Annotated in this window: 21 protein-coding genes; all 21 read left to right on the forward strand. The window is 43.1% G+C overall.

Features of this window, described 5'->3' with window-relative positions; translation table 11 throughout:
* The first annotated feature begins 103 nt into the window (after nucleotides 1-103).
* The 21 genes from flgB (at nucleotide 104) to fliE (ending at nucleotide 20,491) form a co-directional block, all read left to right on the forward strand.
* Entirely contained in the window at nucleotides 104-508 is a 405-nt protein-coding gene (gene flgB / locus BW947_RS02025; protein WP_076496647.1) for a flagellar basal body rod protein FlgB, read from the forward strand.
* A 2-nt stretch (nucleotides 509-510) separates the two neighbouring features.
* Nucleotides 511-927 carry a flagellar basal body rod protein FlgC gene (gene flgC, locus BW947_RS02030; protein WP_076496648.1) on the forward strand — a complete coding sequence of 139 codons (417 nt, stop codon included), beginning with the start codon at nucleotides 511-513 and terminating at the stop codon, nucleotides 925-927.
* 24 nt (nucleotides 928-951) lie between these two features.
* Nucleotides 952-1,686, forward strand: coding sequence for a flagellar hook assembly protein FlgD (gene flgD / locus BW947_RS02035; protein WP_076496649.1), 735 nt, complete (start codon nucleotides 952-954; stop codon nucleotides 1,684-1,686).
* An 86-nt stretch (nucleotides 1,687-1,772) separates the two neighbouring features.
* Nucleotides 1,773-3,155 (forward strand): flagellar hook protein FlgE, encoded by a 1,383-nt coding sequence (flgE, locus tag BW947_RS02040; protein WP_076496650.1) that lies wholly within the window; start codon nucleotides 1,773-1,775, stop codon nucleotides 3,153-3,155.
* Nucleotides 3,156-3,329: 174 nt separating this feature from the next.
* Nucleotides 3,330-4,073 carry a flagellar basal-body rod protein FlgF gene (gene flgF / locus BW947_RS02045; RefSeq protein WP_076496651.1) on the forward strand — a complete coding sequence of 248 codons (744 nt, stop codon included), beginning with the start codon at nucleotides 3,330-3,332 and terminating at the stop codon, nucleotides 4,071-4,073.
* A 10-nt stretch (nucleotides 4,074-4,083) separates the two neighbouring features.
* The gene (gene flgG / locus BW947_RS02050; protein ID WP_076496652.1) at nucleotides 4,084-4,872 is read left to right on the forward strand and encodes a flagellar basal-body rod protein FlgG; all 789 of its coding nucleotides are present in this window, start codon (nucleotides 4,084-4,086) and stop codon (nucleotides 4,870-4,872) included.
* 11 nt (nucleotides 4,873-4,883) lie between these two features.
* Nucleotides 4,884-5,558, forward strand: a complete 675-nt coding sequence (flgH, locus tag BW947_RS02055; RefSeq protein WP_076496653.1) for a flagellar basal body L-ring protein FlgH — start codon at nucleotides 4,884-4,886, stop codon at nucleotides 5,556-5,558.
* An 11-nt stretch (nucleotides 5,559-5,569) separates the two neighbouring features.
* Entirely contained in the window at nucleotides 5,570-6,661 is a 1,092-nt protein-coding gene (locus BW947_RS02060; RefSeq protein WP_076496654.1) for a flagellar basal body P-ring protein FlgI, read from the forward strand.
* Between the two features lie 17 nt (nucleotides 6,662-6,678).
* Nucleotides 6,679-7,827 (forward strand): flagellar assembly peptidoglycan hydrolase FlgJ, encoded by a 1,149-nt coding sequence (gene flgJ, locus BW947_RS02065; RefSeq protein WP_076496655.1) that lies wholly within the window; start codon nucleotides 6,679-6,681, stop codon nucleotides 7,825-7,827.
* A 40-nt stretch (nucleotides 7,828-7,867) separates the two neighbouring features.
* A complete protein-coding gene (gene flgK / locus BW947_RS02070) occupies nucleotides 7,868-9,793 on the forward strand; it encodes a flagellar hook-associated protein FlgK (RefSeq protein ID WP_076496656.1) in 1,926 nt (641 codons plus the stop codon).
* 11 nt (nucleotides 9,794-9,804) lie between these two features.
* Nucleotides 9,805-11,016 carry a flagellar hook-associated protein FlgL gene (gene flgL, locus BW947_RS02075; protein WP_076496657.1) on the forward strand — a complete coding sequence of 404 codons (1,212 nt, stop codon included), beginning with the start codon at nucleotides 9,805-9,807 and terminating at the stop codon, nucleotides 11,014-11,016.
* Nucleotides 11,017-11,120: 104 nt separating this feature from the next.
* Nucleotides 11,121-11,942, forward strand: a complete 822-nt coding sequence (locus BW947_RS02080) for a flagellin N-terminal helical domain-containing protein (RefSeq protein ID WP_076496658.1) — start codon at nucleotides 11,121-11,123, stop codon at nucleotides 11,940-11,942.
* A gap of 212 nt (nucleotides 11,943-12,154) precedes the next feature.
* Entirely contained in the window at nucleotides 12,155-12,973 is an 819-nt protein-coding gene (locus tag BW947_RS02085; protein ID WP_076496659.1) for a flagellin N-terminal helical domain-containing protein, read from the forward strand.
* A 145-nt stretch (nucleotides 12,974-13,118) separates the two neighbouring features.
* The gene (locus BW947_RS02090; RefSeq protein WP_076496660.1) at nucleotides 13,119-13,502 is read left to right on the forward strand and encodes a flagellar protein FlaG; all 384 of its coding nucleotides are present in this window, start codon (nucleotides 13,119-13,121) and stop codon (nucleotides 13,500-13,502) included.
* A gap of 46 nt (nucleotides 13,503-13,548) precedes the next feature.
* Nucleotides 13,549-14,919: a flagellar filament capping protein FliD gene (fliD, locus tag BW947_RS02095; protein WP_076496661.1), complete on the forward strand. Its 1,371-nt coding sequence runs from the start codon at nucleotides 13,549-13,551 to the stop codon at nucleotides 14,917-14,919.
* 23 nt (nucleotides 14,920-14,942) lie between these two features.
* Nucleotides 14,943-15,263: a flagella biosynthesis chaperone for FliD, FliT gene (locus BW947_RS02100; RefSeq protein ID WP_076496662.1), complete on the forward strand. Its 321-nt coding sequence runs from the start codon at nucleotides 14,943-14,945 to the stop codon at nucleotides 15,261-15,263.
* A 6-nt stretch (nucleotides 15,264-15,269) separates the two neighbouring features.
* Nucleotides 15,270-15,680, forward strand: a complete 411-nt coding sequence (gene fliS / locus BW947_RS02105) for a flagellar export chaperone FliS (RefSeq protein WP_076496663.1) — start codon at nucleotides 15,270-15,272, stop codon at nucleotides 15,678-15,680.
* Between the two features lie 283 nt (nucleotides 15,681-15,963).
* Nucleotides 15,964-17,397 carry a sigma-54 dependent transcriptional regulator gene (locus BW947_RS02110; protein WP_076496664.1) on the forward strand — a complete coding sequence of 478 codons (1,434 nt, stop codon included), beginning with the start codon at nucleotides 15,964-15,966 and terminating at the stop codon, nucleotides 17,395-17,397.
* A 109-nt stretch (nucleotides 17,398-17,506) separates the two neighbouring features.
* Complete coding sequence (locus BW947_RS02115) at nucleotides 17,507-18,589, forward strand: sensor histidine kinase (RefSeq protein ID WP_076496665.1); 1,083 nt, start codon at nucleotides 17,507-17,509, stop codon at nucleotides 18,587-18,589.
* Nucleotides 18,582-19,925 carry a sigma-54-dependent transcriptional regulator gene (locus tag BW947_RS02120; protein WP_076496666.1) on the forward strand — a complete coding sequence of 448 codons (1,344 nt, stop codon included), beginning with the start codon at nucleotides 18,582-18,584 and terminating at the stop codon, nucleotides 19,923-19,925. The genes BW947_RS02115 and BW947_RS02120 overlap by 8 nt, the downstream gene beginning before the upstream one ends.
* 230 nt (nucleotides 19,926-20,155) lie before the next feature.
* Entirely contained in the window at nucleotides 20,156-20,491 is a 336-nt protein-coding gene (gene fliE, locus BW947_RS02125; protein ID WP_076496667.1) for a flagellar hook-basal body complex protein FliE, read from the forward strand.
* The last annotated feature ends 13 nt before the right edge of the window (nucleotides 20,492-20,504 follow it).

Raw genomic sequence — 20,504 nt, forward strand, 5'->3', positions numbered from 1 at the left:
AATCCTTTATCTTTTATCCGTTTATTCTATTGTTTTTCTGCTTTTCATCTATGTTGGCACATCAATTGCTTTGTTTCCATTAGTGATACAAGGAGGCAATTTTATGGCGATCAATTTTGATAATGCACTCGGTGTGCATCAATATACACTTGGTATTAGAGCGCAACGAGCCGAAGTGCTGTCGAGCAATATTGCCAATGCTGATACGCCACATTATAAAGCCCGCGATGTCGACTTTTCTGCGGCAATGCAATCCGCTCGCGGTCAACAGCAGCAGCGTCGCAGCCTTGATTTGCAAGAATCTGACAAACATTTTGGACTGGCAGAATTAACTGGCCAGCATGTTAAGTTCCGTGTACCTAATCAACCCGATACAGGTGATGGTAATACCGTTGATATTCAGCAAGAGCAATCAGCATTCATGCAGAATGCGCTTGAATATCAAATGTCACTTGGATTTTTAGATAGTAAATTCAGTGGTATGAAGAAAGCGCTGAGAGGGGATTAATCATGAGTTTATTTAGCATTTTTGATGTTGCTGGCTCGGGAATGTCGGCCCAATCGGTGAGATTAAATACTACTGCGAGTAACATCGCTAACGCTGATTCAGTCTCTAGCAGCATAGATAAAACATATCGTGCCCGCCATCCTATTTTTGAAGCTGAAATGGCTAAAGCTAAAAGCCAACAACAAACCACTCAAGGTGTAGCCGTCAAAGGTATTGTTGAGAGTGATAAACCATTGCTTAAAGAATATTCGCCCGATCATCCGATGGCGGATGCGGACGGTTTTATTTATAAACCCAATGTTAATGTCATGGAAGAAATGGCAGATATGATTTCTGCTTCGCGATCATACCAAATGAACGTTCAGGTCTCTGAAGCAGCTAAGTCTATGCTGCAACAAACACTTGGGATGGGTAAATAGCATGCGTAATGTAGGAGGTAAGTTGTGAGCCTCATTAATCAAATAAATCAAGCGGCAGTGCCAACTTCTCAGAATACCAGTTCAACAGGAAACCCGTTTCTTGATGGCATACGCTTGCCAAAAGACTCGATAGTGCCTGAGGCAAAAAGTCAGAACTTAACACAAGAGGATTTTTTCTCTTTATTAAGTCAACAGCTGTCGATGCAAGATCCTTTTAAGCCTGTTGATAATGATCAAATGATTGCGCAAATGGCGTCGTTCTCTACGGTTGATGGTATTTCTAATCTAAACAAAGAAATCGTCAATTTAAATAGTGTAATGACATCGAGCCAAGCGCTGCAAGCATCAGGACTTGTTGGCCGTAAGGTATTAATACCAACAGATACGGGCAATATCTCTGCTGAAAGTCCTACGATAAAAGGTGTGATCAGTACACCGAGTAAAATACCTGAGTTGACGGTGCGCGTTGAAGATGAAAAAGGCCAAGTGATTACGACTTTTAAAGTCGATGGTAGCGAAGGTGGTAACGTCGATGTCACTTGGGATGGTTTAGATAAAAACGGTCTGCCGGTTGCCGCGGGTAATTATTCTATTAAAGCCAATGGTGTAGTTGATGGAAAGGCTCAAGAATTACCTGTGTCGACCTACGCCCATGTAAGTAGTGTGTCTTTAGGTACGGCAAGCACCGGGGCGATTCTCAATTTAAGAGGCGGAATGGGCATTAAGTTAACCGATGTATTAGCGGTATCTGAAACTTAAGTTCGCATAAAAAGGTTGAGTGATCGCAGGATCCGAATTGGGCGTTAATCGTCCGTAATTAAATTGAGTAAAATGTAGAGGTATTTATGTCGTTTAACATTGCATTGAGTGGCATTGCCGCCGCACAAAAAGATTTAAACACTACCGCAAATAACATTGCTAATGCGAACACCATTGGCTTTAAAGAGTCTCGTGCTGAATTTGCCGATGTTTATGCTAATTCTATCTTCTCAAATGCGAAAACAGCTGTTGGGGGAGGGGTTGCGACGAGTCAGGTGGCTCAGCAATTTCATCAAGGTAGTTTACAGCTAACCAATAACTCCCTCGATATGGCGATTAAAGGCGGTGGATTTTTTGTCACATCCTCTGATTTGGGTACGGCAGACCATGCATTTACTCGTGCGGGAGCCTTTAAAGTTGATTCCAATAATTACATGGTGGATTCAGCCGGTAATTATTTGCAAACTTTTCCAGTAGATAAAGATGGCAACTCAACATCAGTGAGTTTAACGACGGCTAAGCCAGTGCAAATTCCTGATACTGCAGGTAGCCCAGTAAAAACGGAAAATGTCACTCTGCAAATGAATTTGGATGCTAAGGCTGCCGCACTTGATCCCGCGGCATTTGACCCAGCAGACCCAAAAACCTATAACAACGTCACTTCAATGACTATTTACGACTCTCTCGGCGAGTCGCATATCATGACGACCTATTTTGTGAAGCCTAAAGACGGCGCATATAACGGTGAGAATAACTGGGTTGCTTATTATGCGGTTGATAATAAGCCGGTTAATTTGAGTGGTCCAGCAGGGAAATACGATGTTGATGCCGATGGTGATGGCTCTCCAGATGTACCACTTGTCTCTGGCGGTGGTGGTGTTTCAGCGCAAACTGCGGCAGGTTGGACAGGCGCAGTTTTGAAGTTCAATTCTGTCGGAGCATATATTGAGAGTAATCCTGCGGTGATTACTACTGAGCCACTGGGTAATACGGGGGCTAATGTCATCGGCCCTGGAGCTGACGGCACTCAATCTTTAACCGTCAAGTTTAATGCCCCTACACAATATGCGGATCCTTTCTCAGCAACAGAGTTGAAGCAAGATGGAACGACGGTTGGGCGTTTAACTAACGTTGAAATTGGCACCGATGGTCTTATCACTGCTAGCTACAGTAATGGCTCGACGGTCAACCTGGCTCGGGTGGCATTAGTTCGTTTTGCTAATGAACAAGGGCTAACACAAGTCGGTAATACTTCGTGGAAAGCCAGTTTAGCCTCCGGCCCTGCGCTAGCGGGTGAGGCAAATAGTGGCACGTTTGGTGGCATTAGCTCTTCAGCATTAGAGCAATCGAATATTGATTTAACGACTGAGCTAGTTGATTTGATTTCGGCGCAGCGTAACTTCCAGGCGAACTCTCGAACTCTTGAGGTGAATAACACTCTGCAACAAACCATTTTACAAATCCGCTAATTACTATGCTATTCAACTAAGTGTTGCCGCCTATGGCAACACTTAGCCTTTCTACTGAGTTATCTCCATTCCCTTTATATATTTCTTATTTCTATCAATAGATTAAACGCTAAGTTTATTGGCATGATGCTTGCTTTGCTATTGTCATGTAGAAAATTTGACGGGGGTCGTCTTGTGGACAAATTCCTTTATATCGCGATGAGCGGCGCTAAGCAAAATATGAACGAGCTGGCGTTGCGTGCGAACAACTTAGCCAATGCGAATACCGAGGGTTTTAAATCCGATATGGCACAAGCCAGATCGATGCAAGCCTTTGGTGAAGGGTTGCCTACAAGGGTATTTGCTATGACAGAGTCTCCGTCAGCAAATTTTAAGTCTGGTCCAATAAAAACTACTGGACGGGATCTTGACGTTGCGATCAAAGGTGATGGCTGGTTTGCCGTACAGACAAAAGACGGCACAGAAGCTTATACCCGTGCCGGTAGCTTAAGTTTTGATTCTACCGGTTTGCTACATAATGACAGAGGTAATCCTGTGATGGGTGATGCGGGTCCTATCGTATTACCACTTCCTATCGAAAAGGTTTCTATTTCTCAAGACGGGATAATTTCAGTGCGTCCCCAAGGTGCAACTGCCGAAGTAGTTGAGGAAGTGGGTAGATTGAAATTGGTTAATCCAGGTAATGCCCAAATGATGCGCGGTGAAGATGGGTTATTTCGGCTTATGTCAGGTAATGATGCCCCAGCCGACCCAAGTGTTGGCCTTGAAAGTGGCGCTGTGGAAGGTAGTAACGTTAATCCTGTCGATGAAATGGTGTCGTTAATTAGCCTACAGCGTCAGTTTGAATTACAAGTCAAGATGATGAAAACCGCGGAAGAAAACGATCGCGCTTCATCTTCATTAATGCGTATTAGTTAGGAGATAGACTATGCATCCGGCGTTATGGATTAGTAAAACTGGCTTAGACGCACAGCAAACTGATATTTCGGTAATCTCAAACAACGTGGCCAACGCCAGTACTGTGGGTTACAAGAAAAGTCGCGCAGTATTTGAAGATTTACTCTACCAAACCGTTAACCAAGCTGGCGGTGTTAGCGCTTCTAACACTAAATTGCCCAATGGTTTAAATATAGGCGCCGGTACTAAAGTTGTCGCCACGCAAAAAATGTTTACGCAAGGCAACATGCTAACAACGGATAACTCTTTAGATTTAATGATAGAAGGTCCGGGATTTTTTGAGATCCAATTACCCGATGGCACTGCTGCCTATACCAGAAATGGTCAGTTTACCTTAGATGATACAGGCCAAATTGTGACGCCAGGTTCTGGTTATGTGCTGCAGCCGTCGATAACAGTGCCCGATAATGCGACCAGCATTACGGTCTCTGCTGAAGGTGAGGTGTCTGTGAAAATACCAGGAACCGCTGAAAACCAAGTCGTTGGCCAGTTGACTATGACGGATTTTATTAATCCATCAGGTTTGGATCCGATGGGACAAAACTTATATACAGAAACGGGGGCGAGTGGCACACCCATCCAAGGGACTGCTTCATTAGATGGCATGGGAGCAATCCGTCAAGGTGCTTTAGAAACCTCTAACGTAAACGTGACCGAAGAGTTAGTTAACCTTATTGAAAGTCAGCGTATTTACGAGATGAACTCCAAAGTGATTTCGGCGGTAGATCAGATGCTGTCTTATGTGACACAGAATTTATAGAGGCAAATATCATGGCTAGATATCTTGTGTTGGCCGTCGCGCTATTACTTGCAGCCTGTAGCTCGACGCAAAAGAAACCGATTGCAGATGATCCTTTTTATGCGCCTGTTTATCCAGAAGCACCGCCGACAAAAGTTGCAGCTACGGGGTCAATTTATCAAGAAAGTCAATCAGCTAGTCTATATTCAGATATTCGCGCTCACAAAGTCGGCGATATCATCACTATCGTATTGAAAGAATCGACTCAAGCGAAAAAAAGTGCCGGTAATGAGATTAAAAAAGGCTCCGACCTGAGCATAGATCCGCTCTTCGCCGGTGGTAGCAATGTGTCTGTTGGCGGAGTCCCCATCGATCTACGCTACAAAGATAGTATTAATACGAAACGAGAATCAGATGCGGATCAAAGTAACAGTTTAAATGGCAGTATCTCGGCCAACGTTATGCAAGTACTAAATAATGGCAGTTTGGTGATCCGTGGAGAAAAATGGATCTCTATTAATAATGGTGACGAATTTATTCGTGTTACAGGACTGATCCGCTCGCAAGATATAAATACCGATAACACAATTGATTCAACGCGAATGGCCAACGCCCGTATTCAATACAGCGGCACCGGCACCTTCGCAGATGCTCAAAAAGTAGGCTGGTTAAGCCAGTTCTTTATGAGCGACTGGTGGCCTTTCTAAGGATTATTATCATGAAATATAAATACGTGTTAGCGGTTGCCATGCTAGTGCTTTCCTTACCTAGTCAGGCAGAACGAATTAAAGATATTGCCAATGTACAGGGCGTGCGTAGTAACCAATTAATTGGTTACGGTTTAGTGGTTGGTTTACCTGGAACGGGTGAGAAAACCAGTTATACCGAACAAACCTTTATGACTATGCTAAAAAACTTTGGCATTAATCTGCCTGATAATGTCAAACCTAAAATTAAAAACGTTGCTGTTGTTGCTGTGCATGCCGATATGCCAGCCTTTATCAAACCAGGTCAAGATCTTGACGTTACGGTATCGAGTTTAGGCGAAGCTAAAAGTTTACGCGGTGGCACTTTATTACAAACCTTTTTAAAAGGGGTTGACGGTAATGTGTATGCTATTGCTCAAGGTAGTTTAGTTGTTAGTGGCTTTAGTGCCGACGGTTTAGATGGCTCAAAAGTGATCCAAAATACGCCTACGGTAGGCCGTATACCCAATGGTGCGATTGTGGAACGCAGTGTGACAAGTCCATTTTCGTCTGGCGATTATTTGACGTTTAACCTTCGTCGCTCTGACTTTTCTACCGCGCAGCGAATGGCTGATGCGATTAATGATTTACTAGGCCCTGATATGGCTCGCCCGTTAGATGCGACATCTGTACAGGTCAACGCGCCGCGCGATGTATCGCAGAGAGTCTCATTTTTAGCGACGCTAGAAAATCTTGACGTTATCCCCGCAGAGGAATCTGCCAAAGTGATCGTTAACTCACGTACCGGCACCATTGTTGTGGGACAAAACGTACGTTTACTGCCTGCGGCAGTAACTCACGGCGGTATGACAGTCACTATTGCTGAAGCCACGCAAGTTTCACAGCCAAATGCTTTAGCAAATGGTCAAACAACCGTCACCAGTAATAGTACGATTACGGCAACAGAAAGTGACCGCCGCATGTTTATGTTTAACCCTGGAACCACGCTAGATGAGCTGGTTAGAGCGGTAAACTTAGTCGGTGCAGCTCCCTCAGATGTGTTAGCAATATTAGAAGCGTTAAAAGTGGCAGGAGCTTTGCATGGTGAGCTTATCATCATCTAATTTCTGTCGGGAAAATCATGGAAAAGCTTTCAAGTTCATCACATTTTCTTGACTTGGGCGGGTTAGACTCTCTACGCGCCCAAGCGCAGAAAGATGAAAAGGGCACCTTGAAAAAAGTTGCCCAACAATTTGAAGGTATTTTCGTGCAAATGCTGATGAAAAGTATGCGCGATGCCAACGCCGTTTTTAAGTCCGATAGTCCTTTAAATAGCCAATACACACAGTTTTACGAGCAGATGCGCGATCAGCAGTTGTCGGTCGATTTATCTGACAAAGGTGTATTGGGTCTTGCCGATATGATGGTGCAGCAACTCTCCCCTGAAACCAGTAATTTTACGCCAGCCTCGGTATTACGCGACGATGGCGGCATGAAAATGCTCCATGATAAAGCGCTTAATTTACCAGTGCAAAGCACTACAGCTCCCACACTCAATATTGAACCCACGTCAGTGGTTAATGATGGCGTGCCTGCTGCTATCGCGCGTCCTGTATTTGAACCTGATAGAGCCGTCGATGCCAATTCATCAATGGATATTGATACTCCCCATCGGTTATTGGCTATCGATACGCCAAAGCCAAATTGGAGCGAGCAGGCACTTTCTGTCGTAGAACCTGTGATTAGTGGCCAAGTGTTGCCGACCACTGCGTTTAGAGAAACTCAAAAAATTGTCAGGTTTAGCAGTCGAGAAGAGTTTTTAGCAACTTTATATCCCCACGCTGAAAAAGCCGCCAAAGCATTAGGCACTCAGCCAGAAGTATTGTTAGCTCAATCAGCACTAGAAACCGGTTGGGGGCAAAAAATTGTTCGCGGCAATAACGGCGCGCCAAGTCATAACCTCTTTAACATTAAAGCCGATCGCCGCTGGTTGGGTGATAAAGCTAACGTTAAGACCTTAGAGTTTGAACACGGTGTGGCTGTTCAACAAAAGGCGGACTTTCGAGTTTACAGTGATTTTGAACATAGCTTTAACGATTTTGTATCGTTTATTGCTGAAGGCGATCGTTATCAAGGCGCGAAAAAAGTTGCCGCTTCACCAACCCAATTTATTCGTGCTCTGCAAGATGCAGGTTATGCCACAGACCCTAAATATGCTGAAAAAGTCATAAAAGTGATGCAGTCCATCAGCGAAGAGCTGAAATCAATTTTGCCAGGAGAAGACAAATGATGAAGCTTACAACCCTGTTTGTTCATAGGAGTATCAACTAATGGCCGTTGATTTACTTAATATTGCGCGAACTGGTGTGCTTGCCTCCCAGTCACAACTTGGCGTCACCAGTAATAATATTACCAATGCCAATACGGCTGGTTATCACAGACAGGTGGCAACTCAATCGACGTTAGAATCGCAGCGTTTGGGCGGTAGCTTTTACGGTACTGGCACTTACGTTAATGACGTTAAACGTATTTATAACGACTACGCCGCGCGCGAGTTGCGTATTGGTCAAACCACCTTAAGTGCGGCAGAAGCCAGCTACGGTAAATTAAGTGAACTAGATCAGCTATTCTCACAGATTGGTAAAATTGTGCCGCAAAGCTTAAATGATTTGTTCGCTGGGCTAAATAGTATTGCTGATTTACCTGCTGATATAGGCATTCGTAACTCGGCTTTAACTAATGCACAGCAACTCGCTAGTAGCCTTAACCAAATGCAATCACATTTGAATGGCCAACTTAATCAGACTAACGATCAAATCGTTGGTATGACTAAGCGCATTAACGAGATAGGTACTGAACTGGCGAACTTAAATCTAGAGTTAATGAAATCGCCAAATCAAGATGCACAACTGCTTGATAAACAAGATGCACTGGTTCAAGAGTTAAGCCAGTACGCCCAAGTCAACGTGATCCCATTAGAAAATGGCGCAAAGAGTGTCATACTCGGTGGCTCGGTGATGTTAGTTTCTGGTGAGATTGCCATGAGTATGGGGACTCAAGCGGGTAACCCATTTCCCAAAGAGTTACAGCTTAACTCAAGTATTGGTTCGCAAAGCGTCACAGTCGATCCGAGTAAACTGGGTGGGCAGCTTGGTGCCATATTTGATTATCGCGAACAAACGTTAATTCCTGCCAGCCACGAACTCGACCAATTAGCCCTAGGTATCGCAGATAACTTTAATAAAATGCAAGCACAAGGCATCGACCTTAATGGGCAAGTAGGATCTAATATCTTTAAAGATATCAACGATCCTACAATGTCGTTAGGGCGTGTAGCGGGTTTATCGGGTAATACGGGCACCGCAACCTTAGGTGTCACTATTGATGGCACGAGTCTATTGACCGGCGGCGCCTATGAATTGTCATTTACTGCACCAGCAAGCTACACGTTAATTGATACACAAACGGGCAACGCTACACCACTGACCTTGTCTGGCTCAACGTTATCTGGCGGTTCTGGATTTTCAATTGATATTAAAGCGGGCGCTATGGCGTCAGGGGATCGTTTTGCCATCCGTCCTACCGCTGGGGCATCAAACGGCATTGAAGTGGTAATGAAAGATCCTAAAGGTATTGCCGCAGCATCGCCAAAAATAACCGCAGATGCAGCTAACTCGGGTAATACCCAAGTGAAGCTGACTCAAATTAATAATCGCAGTGCCGCAAATTTCCCTGTAACGGGCAGTGAGTTGACGATAAAGCTCGATACCACAGTTGTGCCTCCAACCTATGAAGCATTCGACGCCGCGGGAACATCCCTTGGGGCTGCAGCCCCTTATACGCCCCCGAGTATTAGCGCTTTTGGTTTTACCTTTGAAGTTGACAGCAAAGCGGCTGCAGGCAATGACAGATTTACCTTCGATTTATCCTTCGCAGAGGGGGATAACTCTAATGCTGTCGCTATGGCTAAGTTGAGCGAAAGTAAGCTGATGAATGGGGGAAAGTCGACCTTAGCGGACGTGTTCGAGAACACTAAGCTCGAGGTAGGCAGTAAAACGAAAGCGGCCAAAGTGCGTACAGGTTCGGCAGAGGCGGTGTATCAACAAGCTTATGCGCGCGTAGAGAGTGAGTCGGGCGTGAACTTAGATGAAGAAGCGGCAAATTTAATGCGTTTTCAGCAAGCCTATCAAGCCTCTGCGCGGATCATGACGACTGCACAGCAGATTTTTGACACCTTATTATCCTCAGTGCGTTAGGAGATTTAACTATGCGATTATCATCCGCGCAGCTCTTTAATCAAAGCATTACCAGTGTGCTGCAAAAGCAAACAGCGACCAGCAAAATTATTGAACAAATGGACAGTGGTAAGAAAGTGAATACTGCTGGTGATGATCCTGTGGCGTCACAGGGTATTGATAATCTGAATCAGAAAAATGCACTCGTCGATCAGTTTATGAAGAATATCGATTATGCGACGAATCGATTAGCCGTGACTGAAAGCAAGCTAGGCAGTGCTGAAAATTTAACGGCATCGATTCGTGAACAAGTATTAAGGGCGGTAAACGGCACATTAGCAGAATCAGAGCGGCAAATGATTGCCTATGAAATGAAAGGAAGCTTAGAAGAGCTCCTTTCCATTGCCAATACGAAAGATGAATCTGGCAATTATATGTTCTCAGGGTTCAGTACTAATAAAGAACCTTTCGCTTTTGATAACTCTACACCTGCCAAAATTGTCTATAGCGGCGATTCTGGCGTGAAAAATAGCATAGTACAGACAGGCGTTGCGTTAGGAACCAATGTCCCTGGCGATAGTGCATTTATGAACGCACCTAATGGACTTGGCGATTATAGCGTCAATTATTTGGCCAGCCAGCAGGGAGAGTTTAGCGTTAAAACAGCAAAAGTTGCTGATGCCGCAACTTATGTGCCTGATACATATGTATTTAACTTTACTGATGACGGTGCTGGTGGCACTAATTTACAAGTACTCGATTCTGCCAATAATCCTGTTGCTAACGTGGCTAATTTTGATGCAACCAATCCCGTTAGTTTTAATGGGATAGAAGTGAGAATTGATGGGAAACCTAGCGCTGGCGATAGTTTCATCATGGAACCACAGGCAGAAGTCAGCGTTTTTGACACGATAAGTCGTGCTATCGCATTAATTGAAGATCCTAATTCGGCTAATACGCCACAAGGGCGAGCTCAGTTGGCACAGATATTGAATAACATCGGTAGTGGTGTCAATCAAATTAGTTCTGCCAGAAGTGTGGCAGGGAATAATTTGAAAATTGTCGAAAGTTACACTGAGGTTCATATCGAAGAAAAAGTGGTGAATACATCAGCACTATCACTCTTAGAGGACCTCGATTACGCATCAGCGATTACGGAATTTGAAAAGCAACAGCTTGCATTGAACGCGGTCTCCAGTGTGTTTAGTAAAGTGGGTTCTGTTTCCCTGTTTGATTATATTTAAGCGTATTTTTCTGGTAATAACGCCAAGAAATTTATAAGTAGTTTCAAGATTGGAAATAGCCAAGCTTCGAAGTCTTGGCAAGATTCTTAGAAGAGGAAATAATTATGGCTATTACAGTTAACACTAACGTGACCTCAATGAAGGCACAGAAGAATTTAAATACCTCCAGCAGTGGGTTAGCGACCTCAATGGAGCGCCTATCAAGTGGTCTACGTATCAACAGTGCCAAAGATGATGCTGCAGGTTTAGCCATTTCTAACCGTTTGAATAGCCAAGTTCGCGGTTTGGATGTAGGTATGCGCAACGCCAACGATGCGATTTCAATCGCTCAGATTGCTGAAGGTGCAATGCAAGAACAAACTAATATGCTACAGCGTATGCGTGATTTGACGATTCAGTCTGAAAACGGTGCGAACAGCACCGCAGACTTAACAGCCTTGAAAGCTGAGATGGACCAACTTGCGACCGAAATCGATGAAATTGGTAAGTCAACTGCTTTTGGTGAGACGAAACTGCTGACGGGAGGGTTTTCTACTGGTAAGACTTTCCAAGTAGGTGCTCAAGAAGGAGAGGACATTAAAGTTACAGTAAAAACGAGTAATAAAACTTCATTATCAGTAGGTAGTTTAGCTAATGCTACATCCGCTAACCGTGCATCTTCATTAGCGAAAATTGATGCGGCAATTAAAAACATTGATTCACAACGTGCAGATTTGGGTGCTATTCAAAACCGTCTAGCGCATAACATTAGTAATAGTGCAAATACCCAAGCTAACGTTGCTGACGCTAAAAGCCGAATTGTTGATGTGGATTTTGCCAAAGAAACATCCGTTATGACTAAAAATCAGGTGTTACAACAAACCGGCTCTGCTATGTTAGCGCAGGCAAATCAGCTACCACAAGTGGCGTTATCTTTACTTGGTTAGCCTGTTACTGTGAGCTGATTATGACTGCTTTTTTGCCTGCTTTTTCTGCTTTTTTTGTAGAAAGTGGGCAAAGTTTTTATAAATAAAAAATTTTTTAAAATAATCCTAAAGATAAAAAAGCTGCGGCCGTTAAATATACTGTAACCAATTAGACCCGCCTGGCTTAAGTAGACAGGCAAGTTGATAAGCCAGGAATAAAGAGGAAACGAATCATGGCCATTACAGTAAACACTAACGTCACATCATTAAAAGCTCAAAAGAATTTAAATACTTCAGCAGGTGGCTTAGCGACTTCAATGGAGCGTTTGTCGAGCGGTCTACGTATTAATAGTGCAAAAGATGATGCCGCAGGTTTATCGATTTCTAATCGTCTAAATAGCCAAGTACGTGGCCTTGAAGTCGGTATGCGTAACGCAAATGATGCGATTTCAATCGCTCAAATTGCCGAAGGCGCGATGCAAGAACAAACCAACATGCTACAGCGTATGCGTGATTTAACCGTCCAGTCTGAAAACGGTGCAAACAGCACTGCAGACTTAACGGCCTTGAAATCTGAGATGGATGATTTAGCGACAGAAATTGATGAAATCGGTAAAAATACTGCTTTTGGTACGACTAAACTGCTGTCGGGTGGGTTTGCTACTGGTAAGAATTTCCAGGTGGGAGCACAAGAAGGTGAAGACATTAAAATTACCGTAAAAGCGAGTAATAAAGCGTCATTGTCAGTAGGTGGTTTAGCTAACGCTACATCCGCTAACCGTGCATCTTCATTAAAGACGATTGATGCAGCAATTAAAACAATCGACGCACAACGCGCGACGTTGGGTGCTGTTCAAAACCGTTTATCTTATAACATTAGTAACAGTGCAAACACTCAGGCTAACGTTGCTGATGCAAGAAGCCGTATCGTTGATGTGGATTTTGCTAAAGAGACGTCAACAATGACAAAGAACCAAGTGTTACAACAAACAGGTTCTGCGATGTTAGCTCAAGCGAACCAGTTACCTCAAGTTGCCTTATCACTGTTGTAATGGTCAACATTAATCTTTAAAAGAGTGATAAGGGAGGTTCGGTAACGGATCTCCCTTTGTTACATTAAAGATAGATTAAGTTTATCGTGCATTTGCTTTGTTATGAAATAAAAGAACAAATGCTATTTGCCGTGAGGATATCGCTATGGACATCAGTGTAGCTAGTTCACCTACCCTAATGCACAATAAAGTAGATTTAGTAAACGTGTCACTAAAACCTGCAGCGCCATTTGCTGATCCCAAAGAAAGTACTGTTACACTTAAGGACGAACAACGAACCGAAAAAACAACGACTGATAAACCTAACCCAAATAAGCTTGATGAGGTTGCAGCAGAGCTTTCTAATATGATGTCTATGATGCGTAAGGGATTAGCATTTAAAGTTGATGAACATTCAGGCCAAGCGGTTGTGAGTGTGTTAGATAGAGACACGGGTGATGTGATTAGGCAAATGCCCAGCGAAGAAGCATTAGCATTGGCTGAAAAACTGTCAGAAGTGACAGGGGTTTTGATGAAAACAGAGGCATAAAACACATGCTTGCTAATAGTATATAGTTGATGAGTGAGAGGTTTGTATGGCATTAACAGCGACAGGTATCGGCTCAGGTTTGGACATTTCTAATATTGTCAAAGTATTAGTTGATGCCGAAAAAATGCCTAAAGAAGCGATGTTTAATAAGTCGGAAGACAGTATAAAAGCGAAAGTTTCTGCAATGGGAACCTTAAAAAGCGAACTGTCTAAATTTCAGGATGCCTTAAAAAAATTACAAACTGGCGATGCATTAAATCAACGTAAAATATCTGTTAGTAACCCAACGTATTTATCAGCAACTTCAGATAAAACAGCTCAAGCGGGCAGCTATAACATTAAAGTTGAGCAACTTGCCACTAATCATAAAGTAGCAGGGACCAATACCACTTCGCCGGCTTCACCAGCTGGCGAGGGAAGTCTAGATTTCGGTATTAATGGTAAAAATTTCTCAGTCGATGTATCAGCAACAGACTCACTTGCTAGTATTGCAAAAAAAGTAAATGAAGCTTCAGATAATGTAGGTGTGACAGCGACGGTTATCACAAGTGATGCAGGGAGTCGCTTAGTTTTTAGCTCAAATAAATCCGGTGAAGATAATCAGATCAGTATAACTGCGAACGATACCGCAGGTACTGGGCTTACCGATATGTTTGGCACCGGAAACACTACCACGCTGCAAGATGCTAAAAATGCAATTGTTTATATTGATAATCAAAAAGTCACTTCACAAAGCAATGATATTAAAAATGCGATTACGGGTGTCACACTGAGTTTAACCGATGCCGATATCGCTAAAACGACCACGCTAAAAATTACCCAAGATAATGATGCGGTTAAAACTAATGTTAAAGCATTTGTGGATGCTTATAATAGCTTGGTGACAGCAGTTGATAAAATGTCGTCGTATGACCCTGACAAAAAAACGGCGGCGGCATTGCAAGGCGACTCAATGATTCGGTCTATAGAATCACAATTGCGTGGTATATCAAGTGAGCGAGTACCAACCGAAAGTGGTGGGACAATAGCTTTATATGATATTGGTATTAAAACTGATAGATATGGTAAATTATCAGTAGACGATACCAAGCTTGATAAAGTGCTTTCGGAAGACATGTCCAGTGTTGAAGCCTTGTTTTCTACGCCTAATAAAGGGCTTGCAAATCGATTTAATGATGTTGCTGATAGCTATGTTAAATCTCGGGGACTGATCGCGGATCGTCAAACGAGTTATACCACTCAGCAAAAACAATTGAGTGATCAAAGAGTCGCTTTCACACTCAAAATGGATCAGCTAACTGCTCGCTTATCAAAACAGTTTAATAAAATGGACTTGGTGGTTGGGCAACTTAATCAACAGGGGGCTGGTTTAATGGATCGTTTAAATTCGTTGCCAGGAGCTGTCAGAAAGCGTTAATTTGATATCAGCGAAGGTATACAATGAAACAACTTGATGAGCTTAATATTGAATTGAGTGAGGTTTTGAGCATATTAATTAAAACCCCTGCAGAAGAACTACAATCTGACGATCTGGTGTCAAACTTGCTTAGCTTGGTCGGTGAGCGTCAAGTTTTAGTCAGTCTACTACTTAGTGATGACAAAATGGATGATGCTGATTACCTCCAACATCAGCTCGATTTAACCAAGACGTTTACAATTCAATCGAATGTTATCATGGCAGATAGACAAGCATTGCTGCATGTTAGCAGTAAAAATAAGCGCCAAATTAATGTTTACGAAACAATAGATTCAAATAGGTAGGTGTTTATGCGAGGGTCATTACAGTCGTATCGTAAGGTATCATTAGAAAGTGAAATTACAGTCGCTTCACCACATCGAATTATACAGTTAATGTTCGCTGGAGCATTGCAGCGTCTTGCTCAAAGTCGCCTTGCAATCGAGCAGCGCGATTTATCAAATAAAGGGATTTATATAGGTAAAGCTATAGGTATTATCAACGGCTTAAACAATAGCTTAGATATGGATACCGGTGGTCAGATAGCTCGAAATTTGAGCGACCTTTACGATTTTATGTTGCGAAAAATATCTGAAGCTAATCTTAATAATGATGTTCAAGCTATCGATGACGTGTGTGATATTTTACGTAATATAAAAGAAGGATGGGATGCTATCCCTGCTGATAAACATCATATGTCAGCTCATACAGAAACGAATTAACGATTAGTTATAGCTTCATGAAGACGCAATTAGTGCGTCTTTTTATTGTCCATCGTCAATTTGTTGACCAAAGTGACTGTGACCTTGTCTTAAATGTACTAAAATCAATTCAGTTTGGCATAATCCTCATCAGAGGCTTGCTTCTCGTCTGCTGATAATACAATATTCATGTAGTCGTGATTGTGGAACAGATTTTTTACATTGAATTTGTTAAGCTTTTACAGCAACTAACCATAAATAATTAATGCGAATTAATAAATATTAGCGTTTTACGGTCTACTGAATGATGCAAACAGATCAACGAATTTTACTTGTCGGACCACCATCAGAGCGACTTAGTCGCCTATGTAGTATTTTAGATTTTTTAGGTGAGCAGGTTGAGCAAATTGTCGTAGAAAATTTAAGTACAAGTCTCAACGATACTCGTTTTCGTGCTTTAGTTATTTTAGCTGATGCGATAGAACCAGAAGCGTTGAAAGAGACTGCTATCCAATATCCGTGGCAGCCCATATTGTTACTTGGGAGCGCGGGAGAACTACAGGTCTCTAATATTCTTGGGTGTATTGAAGAGCCACTAAATTATCCTCAGCTGACCGAATTGTTGCATTTCTGCCAGGTTTTTGGCCAAGTTAAACGCCCCCAAGTACCGACTAGTGCGAATCAAACTAAGTTATTTCGAAGCTTAGTTGGTCGTAGTGATGGCATTGCTAATGTAAGGCACTTGATTAATCAAGTCGCGACCTCCGAGGCAACTGTGCTTGTACTGGGGCAATCAGGTACGGGTAAGGAAGTCGTAGCCCGTAATATCCATTATTTGTCCGAACGCCGCGATGGACCGTTTATTCCTATTAACTGCGGCGCTATACCGCCAGAGTTATTAGAAAGTGAACTTTTTGGCCATGAAAAGGGCTCTTTTACTGGGGCAATATCTTCGCGTAAAGGCCGTTTTGAACTAGCAGAAGGCGGTACACTGTTTCTTGATGAAATTGGTGATATGCCTTTACAGATGCAAGTTAAATTGCTTCGTGTGCTACAAGAGCGAGTATTTGAACGTGTTGGTGGCTCAAAGACCATTAATGCGGATGTGCGTGTCGTAGCGGCAACCCATAGAGATTTAGAAACCATGATCAGCGTTAGTGAGTTTCGAGAGGATCTTTACTACCGCCTTAACGTATTTCCGATTGAAATGCCAGCCTTATGTGAGCGTAAGGATGACGTGCCTTTGTTATTACAAGAGTTGGTTAGCCGAGTCTATAACGAAGGTCGCGGTAAAGTACGTTTTACGCAGCGCGCGATTGAATCACTGAAAGAACACGCTTGGTCTGGTAACGTACGTGAGTTATCAAATTTAGTTGAACGGCTGACGATTTTGTATCCGGGCGGACTGGTGGATGTTAATGATTTACCCGTTAAGTATCGCCATATTGATGTGCCAGAATTTTGTGTGGAGATGAGTGAAGAACAACAAGAACGTGATGTTTTTGCTTCTATTTTTAGTGATGAGGAGCCAGTAGACATCCCTGAAACGCGTTTCCCAAGTGAATTACCCCCTGAAGGTGTAAACCTTAAAGATTTATTAGCCGAGCTTGAAATCGACATGATACGTCAGGCGCTAGAGCTGCAAGATAACGTCGTGGCTCGTGCCGCAGAAATGCTCGGAATACGTCGTACAACTTTAGTTGAGAAAATGCGTAAGTATGGTATGACGAAAGATTAACCTTCTATTTCATTGTTATTTAAATAGTTTCACCCTCTAGATTTTAATGTCTAATTTGGCATAGATTCTGCATTCACTCCGTCATAAGCAATTTTTTGACGGAGTGACTATGTCAGCCAATCCACTAGCGCAAATTGAGTCATTCAAGCACACTAGCAAACAATGGAACCAACTGCGTGAGGCCGCAAATATGTCCAATCGTATGGAACATATTTTACAGGCTATGCCATCTGGCGTGGTGATTATTAATGGCGACGGTATCGTTACAGATGCTAATCCAGTTGCGGCTGAATTACTTGAACGTTCGTTATGCGGGGCTCGATGGATTGATGTGATCCATAGTGCGTTTGCTCCACAGGATGATGATGGACATGAGGTATCGCTGCGCAATGGTCGGCGTGTCAAACTAGCTATTACTCCCCTTACACCAGAGCCTGGTCAGTTAATTGTATTAACAGACTTAACTGAAACGCGGTTATTACAGAAAAATATCTCCCATCTGCAGCGTTTATCTGCGCTCGGTAAAATGGTCGCGACCTTGGCGCATCAAGTACGTACGCCATTATCTGCGGCACTGTTATATGCCTCAAATTTAGCAAGCCCTAAGTTGTCAGACGCCGCTAAAACTAAGTTTCAACAGAAGCTCGTTGATAGGCTTAACGAATTAGAACGCCAGGTTAATGACATGCTATTAATGGCAAAAGGCCGTCAGGATCAACTTGGGGACTTAATTTCGCTTACCGATGTTATCGACAATGTTTTAGCTAATTGTGAACCAATAGCAGCACAGTATGGATGTGACTTGTTATTTAATAATGCATCAAGCAGCTCGATGTTGGCTAATTCGAACGCATTAAGCTCAGCAATTAATAACTTAGTGATGAATAGTCTTGAAGCTGGCGCGACTAAAATTCGGATTGAAGCAAAAGAAGAGGGCGAACAGTTATTCTTGGATGTCATCGATAATGGCAAAGGTTTAGATGCGAGTATGCAGAATCAGGTACTTGAACCTTTTTTTACCACCAAAGCGCAGGGAACGGGACTTGGGTTAGCCGTGGTGCAATCTGTAGTCAGTAATCATGGTGGGCAGCTGCAACTCAGTTGTGTACCTAATAAGGGTTGTACAGTGTCTTTAGTGTTTCCTCGTGCTAAATCTGCGCGTGTATTACCTTTGGGGGCATCTCATGTCTGAAGCCAAGTTGTTACTCGTTGAAGATGATGCATCATTGCGTGAGGCTTTACTTGATACTTTAATGCTCGCTCAATATGAATGCATTGATGTGGCCTCGGGTGAAGATGCGATATTAGCCTTGAAACAACATCAGTTTGATTTGGTCATTAGTGACGTACAAATGCAGGGCATCGGTGGTTTAGGTTTATTAAACTATTTACAGCAGTATCATCCTAAGTTACCGGTGTTGTTGATGACGGCCTATGCAACTATCGGCAGTGCCGTTAATGCGATTAAATTAGGTGCTGTTGATTACTTAGCCAAACCCTTTGCCCCAGAGGTTTTACTCAATCAGGTTTCGCGTTATTTGCCGTTAAAGCAAAATGTAGATCAGCCTGTTGTTGCTGATGAGAAAAGTTTAGCGCTGTTAGCGCTGGCTCAACGTGTTGCCGCATCTGATGCTTCTGTGATGATTTTAGGGCCAAGTGGTTCGGGTAAAGAAGTCTTAGCACGTTATATTCATCAACACAGCAGCCGTGCTGATCAAGCCTTTGTTGCCATTAACTGTGCGGCTATTCCTGAGAATATGCTCGAGGCAACGCTTTTTGGTTATGAAAAGGGTGCATTTACTGGTGCCTATCAAGCTTGTCCGGGTAAATTTGAGCAAGCTCAAGGTGGTACTTTACTGCTAGATGAAATATCTGAGATGGATTTGAGCTTACAAGCTAAATTATTACGGGTATTACAAGAACGTGAAGTTGAGCGTTTAGGTGGCCGTAAAACCATCAAGTTAGACGTGCGCGTGCTTGCCACATCAAACCGAGACTTAAAATCAGTGGTCGCGGCGGGCGGGTTTAGGGAAGATCTTTATTATCGGATTAACGTGTTTCCCTTAGCATGGCCGGCATTAAGCCAACGCCCTGCCGATATATTGCCCCTTGCGCGCCATTTACTGGTTAAGCATGCTAAGGCACTGAATGTTGCCGATGTGCCTGAATTAGATGAGAATGCCCGTCGACGGTTATTGAGCCATCGTTGGCCAGGTAACGTACGTGAACTCGATAATGTGATCCAGCGAGCTTTGATATTAAGAGCGGGTCAATTGATTACTGCGAATGACATTATTATCGATACCCAAGATGTGATTTTAGGCAGTGAAGACCTAGAGCTGTTTGCTGCTGAGCCCGATGGTTTAGGTGAAGAGCTTAAAGCACAAGAACACGTGATTATTCTTGAAACACTAAATCTATGTCAGGGTAGTCGTAAACTGGTGGCTGAAAAATTAGGCATCAGTGCTCGTACCCTAAGATACAAGATGGCGAAAATGCGTGATATGGGGATCCAACTGCCAAATTAGGTTTATATTCAATCGATAACACCACAGCCTCCATATAAGAAGAGAGGTTGGTGGTGTTAAATATCAATCACAAATGTAACCCGCTTTATTTTTTAATACTCCCACTATTGATGCCTTATTATCCCATTGATTGCTTATTAATAACGACCCTGTGAAACTTGGCCGTTATTTTGCATATATCCCATATATAGATATTTGAACGTCAAGATTTCGACGACTGGGAGCTCAGCATGCAAATAGGCGCAAATTCATTCCTGCAGGAAATGCAGAAACTCCAAGGCGAAATCACGCCGTCTTTCGGCGTTCAGCCAAATATCATGCAGCAAGTCAATAACACCAGTGGCGCTGACTTCGGTCAACTGCTATCACAAGCCGTCGGTAATGTCAGCAGCTTACAGTCGACATCATCAAACCTAGCGACGCGTTTAGAGATGGGGGATACTACGGTTTCTTTATCTGATACTGTCATCGCCCGTGAAAAAGCCAGTGTCGCCTTTGAGGCAACGGTGCAAGTGCGCAATAAACTTGTAGAAGCCTATAAAGAAATCATGAGCATGCCTGTCTAGGCCAGTAAATAAC

The sequence above is a fragment of the Shewanella morhuae genome, assembly GCF_900156405.1.
GTDB lineage: Bacteria > Pseudomonadota > Gammaproteobacteria > Enterobacterales > Shewanellaceae > Shewanella > Shewanella morhuae.

Coding starts and splice junctions, on each gene's coding strand:
- flgC (WP_076496648.1), top strand. CDS start 511: ATGAGTTTATTTAGCATTTTTGATGTTGCTGGCTCGGGAATGTCGGCC.
- flgB (WP_076496647.1), top strand. CDS start 104: ATGGCGATCAATTTTGATAATGCACTCGGTGTGCATCAATATACACTT.
- BW947_RS02115 (WP_076496665.1), top strand. CDS start 17,507: ATGTCAGCCAATCCACTAGCGCAAATTGAGTCATTCAAGCACACTAGC.
- flgH (WP_076496653.1), top strand. CDS start 4,884: ATGGCTAGATATCTTGTGTTGGCCGTCGCGCTATTACTTGCAGCCTGT.
- BW947_RS02100 (WP_076496662.1), top strand. CDS start 14,943: ATGAAACAACTTGATGAGCTTAATATTGAATTGAGTGAGGTTTTGAGC.
- fliE (WP_076496667.1), top strand. CDS start 20,156: ATGCAAATAGGCGCAAATTCATTCCTGCAGGAAATGCAGAAACTCCAA.
- flgG (WP_076496652.1), top strand. CDS start 4,084: ATGCATCCGGCGTTATGGATTAGTAAAACTGGCTTAGACGCACAGCAA.
- BW947_RS02120 (WP_076496666.1), top strand. CDS start 18,582: ATGTCTGAAGCCAAGTTGTTACTCGTTGAAGATGATGCATCATTGCGT.
- flgK (WP_076496656.1), top strand. CDS start 7,868: ATGGCCGTTGATTTACTTAATATTGCGCGAACTGGTGTGCTTGCCTCC.
- BW947_RS02085 (WP_076496659.1), top strand. CDS start 12,155: ATGGCCATTACAGTAAACACTAACGTCACATCATTAAAAGCTCAAAAG.
- flgE (WP_076496650.1), top strand. CDS start 1,773: ATGTCGTTTAACATTGCATTGAGTGGCATTGCCGCCGCACAAAAAGAT.
- fliD (WP_076496661.1), top strand. CDS start 13,549: ATGGCATTAACAGCGACAGGTATCGGCTCAGGTTTGGACATTTCTAAT.
- flgL (WP_076496657.1), top strand. CDS start 9,805: ATGCGATTATCATCCGCGCAGCTCTTTAATCAAAGCATTACCAGTGTG.
- BW947_RS02090 (WP_076496660.1), top strand. CDS start 13,119: ATGGACATCAGTGTAGCTAGTTCACCTACCCTAATGCACAATAAAGTA.
- BW947_RS02060 (WP_076496654.1), top strand. CDS start 5,570: ATGAAATATAAATACGTGTTAGCGGTTGCCATGCTAGTGCTTTCCTTA.
- BW947_RS02080 (WP_076496658.1), top strand. CDS start 11,121: ATGGCTATTACAGTTAACACTAACGTGACCTCAATGAAGGCACAGAAG.
- flgJ (WP_076496655.1), top strand. CDS start 6,679: ATGGAAAAGCTTTCAAGTTCATCACATTTTCTTGACTTGGGCGGGTTA.
- BW947_RS02110 (WP_076496664.1), top strand. CDS start 15,964: ATGATGCAAACAGATCAACGAATTTTACTTGTCGGACCACCATCAGAG.
- fliS (WP_076496663.1), top strand. CDS start 15,270: ATGCGAGGGTCATTACAGTCGTATCGTAAGGTATCATTAGAAAGTGAA.